This window comes from Emergencia sp. 1XD21-10, from assembly GCF_009936045.1.
Lineage (GTDB): Bacteria > Bacillota > Clostridia > Peptostreptococcales > Anaerovoracaceae > Senimuribacter > Senimuribacter intestinalis.
On the sequence record NZ_QWEQ01000039.1, the window covers coordinates 1 to 14,923 of the forward strand.

Sequence of the window (14,923 nt, forward strand, 5' to 3'; positions counted from 1 at the left end):
GTCCAGTTGATTCTCATCTTGGAACCGGTGTAACGCTTTGTGGTTACCTTAATCTTGAAGGATTCTACTGCTTTGATTGCTCTCTCTGCTTCCACTTTTTCTAAAGCAACGAGTTTCGTTTCTGCAGCAATTAATTTAGCCAGGAAGATTGGATTTAACACACTCTTCTGTGTATCAGTTAAAGCGTCATATGCAGCTCTTGCAGCTTCTACAACAGCCTTATCATCATAAGTTAAATCTTCTGGAATTGCATTAATCTTAGCAGTTACATCTAAGAAACGAGCAGCTTCGATTTTAGTAGTGTTTTCTACTACTGGATCATCAATTGCCTTAAAGTCAGGTGTATCTGCATATTTAGCATTGAAAGCGTCTGCATCTTTTTTCAGAGCTTCTAATGCTGCGATATCGTCTAAAGTAAACGTGAGTTTTTTAGCAATTTCAGCAATTTTGTCACGAATAACTTTTCCTTCAGCAGTAACAACCTCTTTTACCAAGTAGTTCAATTTGCTTACAGTATTAATCTTTGCATCACTGCTGCCATTTAATTTTGAATAATTAAGGTATTCATTATAAACAGCCATAATTTTAGGTGTATTCTCTGCAGTAACCGTATAATCTAATGCTGCTAACTGATCGTTAATTGATTTTTCTGCAGCTGCTAAAGTATCGTTTGCAACTAAATTTGCTTCTGCAACGGATAACGCACCTGCATAACCCTGCGCCATAATAGATTTGATAGCAGCATCAGTTAAGGTTCTATCTTCCTTTGCAACAACTAAATCATAGAAATACTGTTTAACCTTTTCTTTAATTCCAGTCTTCTGTACAGCTGCGTTGTACTTATCAGCACCGTTTTTCTCAATGATAGAATCGATATGTGCTTCAATTGCAGATTCGTAGGATGCAGCATATGCTGTATCAACCTTGTTCTTTAAATCAGTAATATCGTTAGTGGTGAGAATCGAATCAATTTTAGCTTCTACAGTTGCAACAATTATATTCATTGCAGCTTCTTCTGTAGCAGCATCAATCGCATCTTTTGCATCTTTGATAAGTTTTTCAACTTTAGCGTTTCTTTCAGTGTCAAACTGTTTTCCGCTAATTAAATCATCAACTTCCGCTTTCTTTTCATCTCTAAGCTTGGTTAAGTCACCATCAACCTTTGTTCTATCAGCCATTGCCACAAATGCAGCATCAATTCCTGCTGCGGTGGTAATTGCTAACTTGTCAATCTTCGCATTCACATCAGCTAAAGTTTCATCAACTGTTGCGGCATAATATCTAACTGTACCATCAGTTGCTAATTCAGCCTTCTTTGCTGCAGCCAGGGTAGCAGCATAGTTCTTTAAGAAAGAAACACCGCCTAATTGAGCAACAGCCACATAAAAGTCATCGCTATTAGTTAATCGATCTAGGGTAATCTTTCCAAGTTCGGTCTCTGCATCACCTAATGCTTCTGTACTTTCAGCTTTGATTGCATTAACCTGTGCAATAAGTAAATTTGTTACTGCCGCAATATTTGCATCAAGTGCAGCTAATCTTGCAGTAGCAAGTGCAACTTCATTAGAAGCTGTTGCAGGATTTTCAATTTTCGCTGTTAAAGCGTCGCTTTCTGTTGTTTTGAATGCTGCAGCAGCATCGTTGATTGCTTTAGTTTTCTCAGCTTTTTTGTTAGCAAGTTCTGTATCGATAACAGCCTTTGTCTTATAATCTGCTAAGAAATCTTTCATAGCAGCAGCCACACCTACAGAATCTGAAGCAGCATTAATCGCTGTTTTGGTAGCTTCTACCTCAGATTTTACACCATTCTGATCTGCTTTGTAATAGTCAGCAACTTTTACTGCATTTACTGTTGCCAGTGCATTTGCCTTATCAATTGCAAACTGCTTTGCTAAAACTTTTGTGTACTTGTACGCATCAGTTTCATAGTCAAACAGTTTCTTTAGATAGGTTGCTGCATCTGCATAGTACTCGGTTTTTACAGCGGAAATTGCTGCATCTACATCCTCTTCTGCAAGAGTAGCATCAAGCGCCTTGTTGATGTCCATTTGCAGGTCTGCAATAGCTTGCTCTACAGCTGCCTTGCTGATCGCTTTTGCTACTTTCTCACTATCGATGTAGGTTAATTTATCATCTGCGTAAGAAAGCTTTTTTAACGCTTCAGCCTTTTTTTCTCCGGCTTCAATTTTTGCAGCGGCAACTGCATCACTTGCAGTTGCTGCAAATGCGCTGCCAACAGCACTGAAGCTATAAGTGAAGACAACTGACAATGCAAGAAGCACTGTTAAAAATTTCTTCATTTTAAGAATTCCTCCCTCTTTTTTGTTCTTTTTTAAGATTATAGTTATACGCCTTTTTGCGCAAAACTCATAAATGAAATGATAGTTCACAATGAGTATAACTCAAACACCCCAATCTTGGCAAGCATTTTTTCTACTTTTTGGAAAAAATATTCCCAAAAAAGGCTTTTGGGTTAAGGATAAAGCCTTTCGAATCAACGCACGACCGTGATTGTTTGTACTTGATTTACACAACACTATTTACGATTATTTCATTTGTCCACATTATAACACATCTCGTTTCGATTTCCAATAGTAAATTGTGGAATGCCAGCAATTTTTCTACTATATCATGTGCTCACTTACGCAGCTAAAATCGACAAAAACCGCTGATTTTAGCCATTTTCTCTATTTCATACTTCTATAATTTCCCTCAACATTACCAATAAATTTCTCTTTTTTTCTTGGTACTAAATTAAAAAGTGGGTTCAATCAGCTTGATTTTCCAATCTTTTTAGCGAAAATTTCTCCATTTTAGGCTCGCCTTTTTTTCTCTCTGCTGTACTCCCTTTCCTCTTCTATCAGACCGTCCTTCATTCTCTCCAAAGTATGAGGCATCTAATCGTCCATAATAGGTCAAATCGACCTATTATCCATTTTTTATTCCGCCCTATGTTATATCTATATATCTACCACGGATTTATCAACACAAAAAACGAAGGAGGAAAATTATGAACATGAACGATTTAAAGTTAGCTATGGGTGAACGTATACGTCTCGCTCGTGAAAGCAAGCACTTGTCCCGTGCGCAGCTCGCAGAGCTTGTTCACCTATCGACAAAATTTATTTCTGATATTGAAAACGGCGCAAAAGGAATGTCTCTTAAAAACTTTATACTGATAACGCAAGCTTTAGATACCCCAGCTGACTATCTGCTTTTCGGAAGTATGCAGTCGCCTCCCTCTGAACTGTGCAGTGAACCGAATCCCGACCAGAAATAAGCGTCAGCTTTTATGACCCGTTTAAAGAACTTACATTTGCTGCATCCCGCTTTCTTGCCAAAAGAGAAGACATCCCACAACACGCAAGATGTCTTCTCTTTCTTACAACATTATATATCTGGCTTCAGCAGATTACATCATGCCGCCCATGCCGCCGCCTGGCATTCCAGCCGGCATAGCCGGAGCGTCCTCTTTGATATCTACGATACCTGCTTCTGTAGTCAAAAGCATTGCGGAAGCAGATGCTGCATTCTGCAGTGCAGAACGAGTCACTTTTACAGGGTCTACGATACCTGCTTCAATCATATCTACATACTCTTCAGTAGCTGCATTAAATCCGTATCCAACCTTCTGCTTCTTAACCTCAGCAACAACTACGCTGCCTTCAAAGCCTGCGTTTTCGGCAATCTGTCTAACTGGCTCTTCCAGCGCTCTTTCGATAATCTTTGCACCGGTTCTTTCGTCGCCTTCCAATGTATCTACATACTTGGATACTGCGTCGATTGCACTGCAAAGCGCTACACCGCCGCCTGCAACAATACCTTCTTCTACTGCTGCCTTGGTTGCGTTCAGTGCGTCCTCGATTCTCAGCTTTCTTTCCTTCAGTTCAGTTTCTGTAGCTGCACCAACTTTGATTACAGCAACACCGCCGGACAGCTTAGCCAATCTTTCCTGGAGTTTTTCTTTATCAAATTCAGATTCAGTTTCCTCAATCTGCTTCTTAATGGAGTTGATTCTTGCTGTAATGTCAGCTTTTTCACCTGCACCATTTACGATAACAGTGGAGTCCTTGTCAACTTTAACAGTTGCAGCCTGACCCAGCATATCTAAAGTAGCTTCCTTTAGGTCATAACCAACTTCTTCGCTGATTACTACGCCTCCTGTCAGTACAGCGATATCTTCCATCATAGCCTTTCTTCTATCACCAAAGCCAGGTGCCTTAACAGCAACGCAGTCGATGGTTCCTCTCAGCTTGTTGAGTACCAGTGTAGTCAGTGCTTCACCTTCTACGTCTTCTGCAACGATTAAGAGCTTTCTTCCCATCTTAACAACCTGTTCCAAAAGCGGAAGCAATTCCTGAATATTGCTGATTTTCTTATCTGTTAACAGAATCAGTGGATTTTCCATCACTGCTTCCATCTTTTCTGTGTCGCTTACCATATATGCGGACAGGTAACCTCTGTCGAACTGCATACCTTCTACTACATCTAAAGTGGTGCCCAGTGACTTTGCTTCTTCAACAGTGATAACGCCGTCATTTCCGACTTTTTCCATTGCTTCTGCAATCAGTGCGCCGATGTTTTCGTCTGCAGCGGAAACAGAAGCAACCTGTGCGATACTTTCCTTGGTTTCTACTTTCTTAGAAATTGTAGCAATTTTTTCTACAGCAGTTTCTACTGCCCCCTGAATACCTCTCTTCAGAACCATAGGGTTTGCGCCTGCCGCTACATTCTTAAATCCTTCTTTAATAATGATCTGTGCCAGCAGTGTTGCAGTAGTAGTTCCGTCACCTGCAACGTCATTGGTCTTTGTTGCAACTTCTTTAACAAGCTGCGCACCCATATTTTCTACTGCATCTTCCAGTTCAATTTCTCTTGCGATAGTCACACCGTCGTTGGTGATCAGCGGAGAACCGAAAGATTTATTAATCAGGACATTTCTACCCTTAGGTCCCAGTGTAATCTTTACAGTATCTGCTAATTTATCCACGCCAGCCTGCAGTTTTCTTCTGGCGTCTTCTCCATAATATAAATCTTTTGCCATTTTACTTTACCTCCCAAACAAAAATTATTCTACTGTTGCCAGAATGTCTGCCTGGCTCATGATAGTATATTCCTCACCGTCATATTTAATTTCAGTGCCAGCATACTTGGAGAATACAACCTTATCTCCTGCCTTTACTTCCATCGGTTCGTCCTTGGTTCCAGGACCTACAGCTACGACTTCTGCCATCTGCGGTTTTTCCTTTGCTGTGCTGGCAAGAATGATGCCGCCCTGTGTTTTCTCTTCGGCTTCTAACTTCTTAATCACAACTCTGCTGCCCAGCGGCTTGATTCCAAAACTCATTTTCTCTACCTCCTGATATATATTTATTTAATTTTTATTCGACTCGTTATTAGCACTCAATCAAAACGAGTGCTAATCACTTTCTTTATTGTAGGTCTTTCTGTCCTCAATGTCAATATATTTTCCAAATTTTTTTATGTGTTTTTGGTGAAATTTTCCTTTACTCTCTCCGATTCTATTTTGGTCCGATATTTCCAAAATATGCACAAAAGCTCTTCCATATACTATATCCTATAAAAGGTGCCTCCCACGTAAATATAAGGAAGCGTTCTTTCTTCTCGAAAGAACGCTTCTCTGGAACAATTATGAGAGCCTTATCTCACTTCTGCCTTACGAAAGGCTTCTATAAAATTCGCAATGTAATCTGCTACTTTCGTGAGCATTTCCACGCCCCATTGCTGCGTAGCTTCTTTTGGATCATCTGGACCAATCCAGCCATTAGACGTGTACTTTGTAACATCTCGAGGCACAGGAATGCCAATGCCGCCAAATTCTATTCTGTCAAATCCCATGGTTGGAAAATCTGCACCCAAATCATCAATCAGTTCCTGCCCACGCATATGGTCAAAATACACCAGATTCGGATTGATTGCCAGCATTGCCGCTGTTTCCTCTCCACCACCGTGGCCGCCTGCCCACGCAGCATTGAGCTGGCCTGCCATAATCCACCAGTTCAACTGCACACCAAGCGCCCCTTTGCGGCTTAATTCAATGCACACGCGATTTAAAGTCGGGATATTGCCGCCATGACCGTTGAGGAACAAAATTTTCTTTGCTCCATGCGCTAGCAATCCATCGGTAATACGTGTCAGCAGCTGATACATACAGTCTTCGCCCAAGGACACAGTGCCCGAGAAACTAGTCATATCCTCACATACACCATAAGGGATTCCCGGTGCAGCAGCTATTTCAACCCGTTCCTCTATCATAGACAGTAATTTTTCTGGAATCATAGTGTCAACTCCCAGTACATTGTGGCTGCCATGGCTTTCCAAACATCCAATCGTCAAAATCACCATGTCATTTTTCTGAAAGTAAGACTCCGTTTGCCAATATGTCATTTCCGCAAGTCTCATTATTCTGTTACCTCAACATTACGCAGGCGATGGTATCCATTAGGATCCGGCGCAAAGCCGCTTACTTTCTTTGAAGCGCCCACATTGACACTCTCATAGTACAGCGGTGCATACGGTGACAAGTCTCCCAGCAATTCTTCCAGCTGATCATAATACTCTTGTCTTTTTTCCGGTTCAGCAGTTTCTCTTGCTGCAATGACCAACTTATCTACATCTTTATTTTTCAGGAAAGCATCGTTTCCAGGATAACCTGTCTGTGTAGAGTGCAGCAGTGAATAATAAGTATAGTCAGCATCACCTGTTACGCATACCCAACCTGCAAATGAAAGTTCATGTGAGCCAGTGCCCAGCTCGTCAAGCCATGTACCAAATTCCTTTGTTTGAATGCTTACTTCAATACCAATCTCCTTCAGCTGGCTCTGAATAACCTGACATATTTCATTTTTTACAGAATCATCTGTTACTGACAGAGTACAGGAGAATCCATCGGGATAGCCTGCATCAGCCATCAGTTCTTTCGCCTTCTCGATATTATGTTCATACTTCTGAATCTTTGCAGAGAAACCAAAGGTACTTGGCGGAATAACAGAATCTGCAGGCTCTCCCGCACCATACAGCATGGTTTCTACGATAGCTTCCTTGTCAATGGCATATCTGATTGCCTGTCTGACTCTCTCGTCAGCAAACTTCTCGTTGGTTTCGTTAATAGTCAGATAGGAAACACTCTGAGAAGGACCTTTGAACATCTGCAGGTTCTCATCTTCTTCTACACGCTTAGAATCATTAGCGGAAACGTTGTAAGCCAGATCAGCCTCACCAGTTTCAATCGCAATAACTCTCTGAGAAGCTTCCGGCACTACTTTCATAACCAGGTTCTGTGTCTTCGGTGCTCCCTGGAAGTAGTCAGAATTTGCCTCCAATTTGGCGTACTCGCCCTGTTTCCATTCTACGAACTTGTACGCGCCGGTGCCAATCGGGTTCAGCGCAAATGCATCCTCATCTGCCTCTACTGCATGCTGCGGCACGATAGCGGTAAAAGGTACAGTCAGTGCAGATAGCAACGGAGAATACGGTTCCTTCGTCTTCACGATTACAGTATAGTCATCCTTTTTCTCAACTTCACTGATTGCGTCTACAACATAGGAAACATAGTTGGATTCTCTGGCTCTATTCAGAGAAAATACTACATCGTCTGCCGTCATAGCCTCACCATCGTGAAACTTCACATCCTGGCGCAGCTTGAATTCATAAGTTCTCTCATCCAGCTGTTCAAAGCTCTCTGCAAGCAGAGGCGCCGGTTCGTTGTTCTCGTCCATAGTTAACAGTGTGTCAAAAATCTGACTTGTTACAGTAACCGCCGGTGTTTCTTTGCCTACATGTGGATCCAGAGATGTGACGTCTGCAGCTTGTACCCAGGTCAAGGTGTCTTTCGCTGCACCGCCGGACTCTTCGCCGCCACCGCCGCAGGCTGCTGCTGTCAGTGCAAGACATAGCACCAGCACTAAGGTTAATACTTTTTTCATTCTAAACTTCCTCCTTCAGATTATTTATTTCGTGAACGCGTACACAGGCAGTAAAATGACCGGGTTCGCTTTCCACCAAAGGGATGTCCTGACCAAAGCAGGCTTCTGTCGCATAATTGCACCTTCCCGCAAAGCGGCAGCCAGGTTTCGGTTCAATCGGTGAACTGATTTCACCTTTCAAAATAATTCTTTCCATCTGTATGTCTGGATCCGGAACCGGAATCGCAGACAGAAGGGCCTTAGTATATGGATGTAGCGGTTTTGAGAAGAGCTGCTTCACATCGCAGTATTCCACCACCGTTCCTAAATACATTACCATGATTTTATCTGCTAAATGTTTGACAACAGATAAATCATGTGTGATAAACATATACGTCAAACCCATATCACGCTGCAAATCCTGCATCAAATTCAGAATCTGTGCCTGGATAGAAACATCCAAAGCCGAAACAGGCTCATCACAAACGATAAATTGCGGATTCAGTGACAAAGCTCTGGCAATACCGATACGCTGCCTTCTTCCGCCATCCAGTTCGTGTGGATAAGAATTAACAAAACGCTGCGCCAGACCTACCAAATCCATCATTTCGCGAACCTTTTGCTCCAAGGCTGCTTTGTCATTCTTTTTAATCACACCCTGAATCGTCAAAGGTAATGCAATCGACTGACTTACCGTCATACGAGGATTTAAAGAGGAGAATGGGTCCTGAAAAATCAGCTGCATGTCCTTCTTCAGTTCCTTCATCTCATTCTTGTTGTACTTTAGAATATTTTTTCCGTGAAACAGCACTTCTCCCGATGTTGGCTCATGTAAACGCAAAACCGCTCTGCCAAGAGTGGATTTTCCACAGCCTGACTCTCCAACAACTCCCAGCGTCTCTCCTTTTGCAATATCAAAAGTCACATCATCTACTGCATGAAGCTGCCCGGCCGGCGTTGCAAAATACTTCTTCAGGTGCTTGACTTCAAGTAATTTTTCTTTACTCATCTCATCACGCTCCTTTCCATGCGTCTTTTTCTGCGCCAAAGCGATGACAGCAAACACTGTGTCCCTGCGTTAATTCCACAGGTTCCGGTGTCTTACAAGCACATACGTCTTTAGCATATTTACATCTTGGATGGAATCTGCAGCCCTCTGGTAAATTAGCTGGATCTGGCATCAGTCCTTCAATCGGCTGCAGCCGGTCTGTGTCCTCATTCAGCTTCGGAATCGAATCAAACAACCCTTCCGTATAAGGATGCACCCCGTTTTTAAACACATCGCGCAAGGTTCCCTGTTCTACAATCTCTCCAGCATACATGATTGCTACATATTCACAGTTTTGCGCTACTACTCCTAAATCGTGTGTGATAAGAAGCATGGATGTGCCTAGCTTACTTCTCAAATTCTTAATCAGATCCAGTACCTGCGCCTGTATCGTCACATCCAGTGCTGTAGTGGGTTCATCTGCTACCAGTAAATTCGGATTACATGCCAGTGCTATGGCAATCACAACCCTTTGTTTCATTCCGCCAGAAAACTGATGCGGATATTCCTCTGCACGACTAGGATCAATACCAACCAGCGCTAACATTTCTCGCATTTTTTGATCCGCCTCTTCAGCAGATACTTTTTCATGTACAGCAATTACCTCTGAAATCTGTTTCCCCACAGTCATGACAGGATTCAACGCTGTCATCGGATCCTGAAAGATCATAGAAATTTCGTTTCCTCTAATCTTATACATATCCTCTTCACTAATCTCAGTAAGATTTTTCCCGTGATACAGAATTTCTCCGCCCACAATCCGACCCGGCGGCCACTGTATCAGTCGCAGGATAGCTTTCGCCAACGTTGTCTTTCCTGCGCCAGTCTCTCCAACAAGTCCAACTGCAGCTCCCTGCGGTATATTCAGATTGACAGAATTAACTGCTCTTATGATGCCATCCTCGGTTTCATACCGTACAATCAAATCTTTGATTTCTAAAATATTATCCATAAACTTTTCTTCCTTACGTTAATTCTTCAGTTTCGGATCCAATGCGTCGCGCAGACCGTCTCCAATGATATTCAAAGCCAAAATTGTAACCAAAATCACCAGCCCTGGAAATACTGTGATATGCCATGCGTCTCTGATATAACCCCTGGCATTGGTAAGCATTGCACCCCACTCAGGAAGTGGCGGCTGAATGCCTAGCCCTAAGAATGATAAGCCTGCAATAGACAGAATCGCACCAGCAATCGCCATAGTCACCTCAACAATCAATGGCGCCATAGCATTAGGCAAAATTTGCTGGAAGATGATCTTTCTGTCCGATGCGCCCACTGCCTTTGCTGCTTCAATAAATTCTCTTTCTCGAATTGTCATTACAGATGCTCTCGTAATGCGGGCAAATTCTGGTACATATCCAATCGCAATAGATATCAATACGTTGACTAATCCCGGTCCCAATGCTGCTACGATAGCAATTGCCAGCAGCATATAAGGCAGAGAAAGCACAACGTCCATCAGACGCATGATTACATTATCCACACGTCCTCCATAATAGCCTGCTACCGCACCGATAACAATTCCTACGATACCAGCTGCAAGAACTGCAGCAATACTCATAAATAAAGAGTATCTGGTTCCCCATAAAATACGCAGAAGGATATCTCGTCCGAACTCATCCAGCCCCAGGATATGTGAACTGCTTGGCGGTTCAAACCGCTGCGTCAGGTTTTGACTGATTACCAGTGTATCGTAGATGGAGTCGTTGGTGACCCAGTCAATCACTAAAGTGATAATTCCAATTAACGCCAGACATAGAAGAAAAATCAAACTGATAACGGCCATCTTGTTCTTCTTGAATCGTCTCCAGGCATCCGCCCACAAAGTTCTGGCTTTTACTGTGCCGCTATTGTTTTGCAAAACGTTTTCCAAGTCTTTTTCCTCCTCCCACGCTCTTGTATTGTGCTTTAATTCTTGGATCAACAAATGCGTACAGAATGTCCACCAGCAAATTGACCACAGAATACATCAGCGCCAGGAACATTGCAGATCCTAATACCATAGGCATGTCCTTGGCTTTGATAGATTCTACCATGAATCGTCCCAGTCCCGGCCACGAGAAGATGGTTTCTGTCAGTGCTGCACCGCCAAGCAGCATACCAAACTGCAGTCCAATCACTGTTACGATTGGAATCAGTGCATTTTTGAACATATGATTTTTCGTAATATATCCTTCCTTCAGACCTTTAGATCGCGCCGTATCTATGTAATCCTGCCGCATGGATTCCAGCATGCTGGAACGTGTCATACGCATAATGCTGGCTGCACAGCCTGTCCCAAGAGTCAGCGCCGGGAGAATTAAACTCGGCAGCAGCGCCATCCCTTCTCCCATACCTGATGCCGGAAGCCAGCCCAAGCTCAGTGAGAAAAACATAACCAACAGAAGACCCAGCCAAAAGTTCGGCATAGCTACACCGATTAATCCTAATACAGTAGCGATATTATCTACCCACGTATATTGCTTTTTCGCTGATAAAATGCCAATTGGAACACCTATCAGAATCGCTACAAGAATACCGGCAATAGATAGAATCACCGTATTGGGAAAGTACCCCAGTACCTGCGGCAATACTTCCAGCTGGCTCTTCCAAGAAGTCCCAAAATCGCCTTTTAGTGCGTCAGTCATATAATCGAAATAACGCACAAACAGATTATGGTCCAGCCCTAACTCTTCTCGCATCGCCTGAACTGCTGACTCAGATGCCTGCTGTCCCAGTATCATACGAGTCGGATCACCTGGAGAAACAGCCAGGATGAAAAATACCAGAAATGATACACCGATTAATACCGGTATCATCATCAGTAATCGTTTCAAGACATATTTGTACACGTTTTATTCCTCCTCCTTATATAAAGGAATTTGCTCAAAAGTTCCTTTAACCAGAAGCTTTTTATTCTGCATCATCAATCTGCCTTTCGCCATAACAGTATCGATCTGTAAGTCCTCATCTAAAAGCACCAAATCTGCATCACTCTCCGGATGTAAACAACCCTTTCTCGGATAAAGTTCCAAGGCTTTAGCTACATTGCTCGTAATCAGCTGAATTGCTTCCTCCATCGGTACTTTGAAATCGACAACCAAATTTCGAATAATTTCATACAACGGTTCCATACCGCCGATCATTACATCTACTACTGCGTCCTTTGCCTCATTCCATACTGGAATACTTCCTCCGGCATCAGAGCTGACAGTCAGTCTTTCGATTCCCATTTCCTGCACGACCTCATAGAGTTCGTCTGTTTTAGATGGCTCAGTCGTAAAATCTGCCCAGCCTCCCATTGCCATAAATCGCTTTGCTGCCTCGGTGTGACAGTCCATATGCGTTGGACGAAAATGTTTGATTGGAATCTGCTGCTCATCGCATATTTCTATAATGTCATCCAGCGTTCTGCCGATTCCGCCTACGTGAAGGTGCAGCACGCCTGGTTTTCCCGACACCAAAGAAGCCATACGTATATCCGATGTCAGCCGCGTCAGCTCTTCCTTTGTCGGTCGAGATGCCCGGTGATCCGATATCGCCAATTTACATCCTAGAATTTCATCGATATAGACAATATCCTTTGCTACCGATCCGGTTACAGTTACAGGCGGATAGATATAAGCCCCTGTCAAGCAGTAAGCGCTAATTCCCTCTTGCTTTAATGACTTTGTTTTTGCCAGCAAGTTTTCCACGCTGCGCGTAAAGCTATCGGTTCCCAGCAGTCCCACTACAGTAGTAACCCCTGCCTTGATAATAGATGACAGCGGAAGTTCCGGTATACGCGATTGAAATCCGCCTTCCCCGCCGCCGCCAGTCACGTGAACATGCTGGTCAATGAATCCCGGAACTGCTGTTTTACCCGTACCGTCAATCTCCTTAATACCAGGAATTGCAGGCTGCAAGTCCTTGCCTACAGCTACAATCTGCTCCCCCGAAATCAAAAGATTGCAAGTGCCTCTCAGCATAGGATCATACAGTGTTACATTTTTAATTAGATACATGTACAAACCTCCTTCAAGTTATAATTATTTTATTCATTTCCTTTGTCATTGAAGTAGTATTCATTGTCAAAGGCTGGAATCGTTGATGTCTTGAAAAAGTCTTCAATCAACTTCACTTTACTGTTGTAGGCTTCAAATACCTGCTTATTCTGCAAGATATACAACGAAGCGATAATGTCAGCCATAGCCGCCATAGATGCAATAGAATTATGAAAAATCATACTGTCAGAGCTGCACAGCAATGTGTGCCTTGCGTTGCGTACGATTGGAGAGGACAGCTTATCTGTCATTGCAAGCACCACTGCATTCTCCCTTCTCAAATAATCTGAAATCGCCACTGTCTGTGCTGAATAAAACGGAAGTGTAATCAGTATGAATACATCATTTTCGTCAAATCTGGTCAACGCATCCAAGACTTCTGCATAGTCAGCAACATTCACAAGCCGCGTCAGCGCACCCGTATCCCGCAGTTTATGCTGAAGACTTCCAGCGATGGTCAGCGATGCTGCATGACCGCAAATATAAATATTCTCTGCCTGACTCAAGGCATCTACAAATTCAAAAAGAGCATTGACATCTACGCCATCCATCGTTGCCTGCATCAACTGCAATTGGCTTTGCTGTAAACCAGTCAGGGTTACCTCGTCCGCAGCGTAACGTTTAGAAGAGGTTTCCAGCTTATTATTCCATCGCATTCTATCCTGCAAGTAGCCATGCATTGCCTTCTTCAGTCCTGAAAAAGTTTCCGCTTTCGTCTTCTTGCAAAAATTCAAAATCGTAGTCTCCGTAACTCCGATTTCGTCGGATAGCTTTTTCAGTGGTAAAAAACAGACCGCATCTGGATTATCTAAAATGTATTTCGCTATTCTTTTCTGCGTTCTGGTTAAGTCCGGCATCAAATCTTGTATTTCTTTCAATATATCCATAAGCCATTTCTCTCTTTCCTTCATACTGTGTATCCCTAAAGATCCATCAGCAGAGGTGTTTCTTCTATAAACTCTGCTTTTAGCCCCCGCTCTTCAAAGAATCTGCAGACTGACTTCAATGCAAATTTTTCTGTGGAATAATGTCCTGCCGCCAAAATACTGACACCTTGCTGCCTTGCCGCTTCATGAGATGGTGCAAACCAATCGGCTTCCTTTGTGCCTACGCCGGTAACAAAAAGACGCACACCTGCTTTTCTCAGTTTTTCATAGATGTCGGCTCCCTCACAGCCGCCAGCAACTAACGCGATTTTTCCATCCTGCAAGTTTTCTTCGCCATATTGATACAAGCGGCATTTATGCTCCACCACTAATTCTGTCTTGTCAAGAACCTGCTGTACAGTCTGAAAAGGTCCTGTACAAATCACGCCCATCATAGCGCCGCCCTCTTCAAAAAAACTTGAGTAAGGTGTCAATTCCATTTCTCCTGCCAAAGCAATACCCGGTGCATACGGTCCTAGCTGATCCAAAGGCAAGTGCATGCTATAGTGGCTAATGCGGTTTTCCTTCATATAGTGCTTATCCCTATCTGAAAAATATACCGGCGGCTCACTTTCAGGATGCTGTGCACCCGGATGATGTGTAAACAGCAGGCAGTCATGCGCTCCCTGTCGGCGGAGTTTTCCTAATACTTCCTCGCTTGAAAAAGTCGCAGTATAAACTTTGTCGATTACCTGCGCATTACTCAGCAGCAGCCCATTGGGCGCTAAATCGGTATACCGGCCCGGCTGAAAAAATTCGTCAAGCATTCGGCAAATGTCCTTTTCGTGAATATTAACAGTATTTTCTGAAATCATAGTATAAACTCCATTTACTACATTTTTTAATGTAATTACTTTATTTGCATTTTACTACCCCCCTCCCATGATTGTCAAGAGTAAATTCAAAAAATATGTAATTTTTCTGAAGGTTTGTCAAACATATGTTACACCGTCATGCAAAAAATTAAATAAAGTATCTTTAGGAGAAAGCCACTTTAAT

Annotated in this window: 13 protein-coding genes; 1 reads left to right on the top strand and 12 read right to left on the bottom strand. The window is 42.9% G+C overall.

Annotated features, from left to right (window positions below):
* On the bottom strand, positions 1 to 2,300 hold a 2,300-nt coding region (locus D1151_RS15470; protein ID WP_330588370.1), incomplete at its 3' end, for a hypothetical protein.
* Between the two features lie 710 nt (positions 2,301 to 3,010).
* Here D1151_RS15470 and D1151_RS15475 point away from each other — a divergent pair.
* Positions 3,011 to 3,280 (top strand): helix-turn-helix domain-containing protein, encoded by a 270-nt coding sequence (locus D1151_RS15475; protein WP_160203177.1) that lies wholly within the window; start codon positions 3,011 to 3,013, stop codon positions 3,278 to 3,280.
* A 132-nt stretch (positions 3,281 to 3,412) separates the two neighbouring features.
* Here the strand turns inward: D1151_RS15475 and groL are convergent, their stop codons facing one another.
* The 11 genes from groL to D1151_RS15530 form a co-directional block, all read right to left on the bottom strand.
* Positions 3,413 to 5,044 carry a chaperonin GroEL gene (groL, locus tag D1151_RS15480; protein ID WP_160203176.1) on the bottom strand — a complete coding sequence of 544 codons (1,632 nt, stop codon included), beginning with the start codon at positions 5,042 to 5,044 and terminating at the stop codon, positions 3,413 to 3,415.
* Between the two features lie 24 nt (positions 5,045 to 5,068).
* Complete coding sequence (groES, locus tag D1151_RS15485; protein WP_161909486.1) at positions 5,069 to 5,347, bottom strand: co-chaperone GroES; 279 nt, start codon at positions 5,345 to 5,347, stop codon at positions 5,069 to 5,071.
* A 314-nt stretch (positions 5,348 to 5,661) separates the two neighbouring features.
* Entirely contained in the window at positions 5,662 to 6,408 is a 747-nt protein-coding gene (locus tag D1151_RS15490) for a creatininase family protein (protein WP_161909487.1), read from the bottom strand.
* Positions 6,409 to 6,422: 14 nt separating this feature from the next.
* Positions 6,423 to 7,946: an ABC transporter substrate-binding protein gene (locus D1151_RS15495; RefSeq protein WP_161909488.1), complete on the bottom strand. Its 1,524-nt coding sequence runs from the start codon at positions 7,944 to 7,946 to the stop codon at positions 6,423 to 6,425.
* Position 7,947: 1 nt separating this feature from the next.
* A complete protein-coding gene (locus D1151_RS15500; protein WP_160203172.1) occupies positions 7,948 to 8,934 on the bottom strand; it encodes an ABC transporter ATP-binding protein in 987 nt (328 codons plus the stop codon).
* A gap of 4 nt (positions 8,935 to 8,938) precedes the next feature.
* Positions 8,939 to 9,925 carry an ABC transporter ATP-binding protein gene (locus tag D1151_RS15505; protein WP_161909489.1) on the bottom strand — a complete coding sequence of 329 codons (987 nt, stop codon included), beginning with the start codon at positions 9,923 to 9,925 and terminating at the stop codon, positions 8,939 to 8,941.
* A gap of 18 nt (positions 9,926 to 9,943) precedes the next feature.
* Entirely contained in the window at positions 9,944 to 10,849 is a 906-nt protein-coding gene (locus D1151_RS15510) for an ABC transporter permease (protein ID WP_243151117.1), read from the bottom strand.
* Complete coding sequence (locus D1151_RS15515; RefSeq protein ID WP_160203170.1) at positions 10,824 to 11,807, bottom strand: ABC transporter permease; 984 nt, start codon at positions 11,805 to 11,807, stop codon at positions 10,824 to 10,826. The genes D1151_RS15510 and D1151_RS15515 overlap by 26 nt, the downstream gene beginning before the upstream one ends.
* A 3-nt stretch (positions 11,808 to 11,810) precedes the next feature.
* Positions 11,811 to 12,959: a beta-aspartyl-peptidase gene (gene iadA, locus D1151_RS15520; protein WP_160203169.1), complete on the bottom strand. Its 1,149-nt coding sequence runs from the start codon at positions 12,957 to 12,959 to the stop codon at positions 11,811 to 11,813.
* Between the two features lie 29 nt (positions 12,960 to 12,988).
* The gene (locus tag D1151_RS15525; RefSeq protein ID WP_207708625.1) at positions 12,989 to 13,885 is read right to left on the bottom strand and encodes a MurR/RpiR family transcriptional regulator; all 897 of its coding nucleotides are present in this window, start codon (positions 13,883 to 13,885) and stop codon (positions 12,989 to 12,991) included.
* Between the two features lie 35 nt (positions 13,886 to 13,920).
* Positions 13,921 to 14,739, bottom strand: a complete 819-nt coding sequence (locus tag D1151_RS15530; protein ID WP_160203167.1) for a Nif3-like dinuclear metal center hexameric protein — start codon at positions 14,737 to 14,739, stop codon at positions 13,921 to 13,923.
* Between the last annotated feature and the right edge of the window lie 184 nt (positions 14,740 to 14,923).

Bases quoted from the DNA above. Each gene is read 5' to 3' on its own strand.
- D1151_RS15505 (WP_161909489.1), bottom strand. From the start codon at position 9,925: ATGGATAATATTTTAGAAATCAAAGATTTGATTGTACGGTATGAAACC.
- groES (WP_161909486.1), bottom strand. From the start codon at position 5,347: ATGAGTTTTGGAATCAAGCCGCTGGGCAGCAGAGTTGTGATTAAGAAG.
- iadA (WP_160203169.1), bottom strand. From the start codon at position 12,959: ATGTATCTAATTAAAAATGTAACACTGTATGATCCTATGCTGAGAGGC.
- groL (WP_160203176.1), bottom strand. From the start codon at position 5,044: ATGGCAAAAGATTTATATTATGGAGAAGACGCCAGAAGAAAACTGCAG.
- D1151_RS15490 (WP_161909487.1), bottom strand. From the start codon at position 6,408: ATGACATATTGGCAAACGGAGTCTTACTTTCAGAAAAATGACATGGTG.
- D1151_RS15475 (WP_160203177.1), top strand. From the start codon at position 3,011: ATGAACATGAACGATTTAAAGTTAGCTATGGGTGAACGTATACGTCTC.
- D1151_RS15525 (WP_207708625.1), bottom strand. From the start codon at position 13,885: ATGGATATATTGAAAGAAATACAAGATTTGATGCCGGACTTAACCAGA.
- D1151_RS15500 (WP_160203172.1), bottom strand. From the start codon at position 8,934: ATGAGTAAAGAAAAATTACTTGAAGTCAAGCACCTGAAGAAGTATTTT.
- D1151_RS15495 (WP_161909488.1), bottom strand. From the start codon at position 7,946: ATGAAAAAAGTATTAACCTTAGTGCTGGTGCTATGTCTTGCACTGACA.
- D1151_RS15530 (WP_160203167.1), bottom strand. From the start codon at position 14,739: ATGATTTCAGAAAATACTGTTAATATTCACGAAAAGGACATTTGCCGA.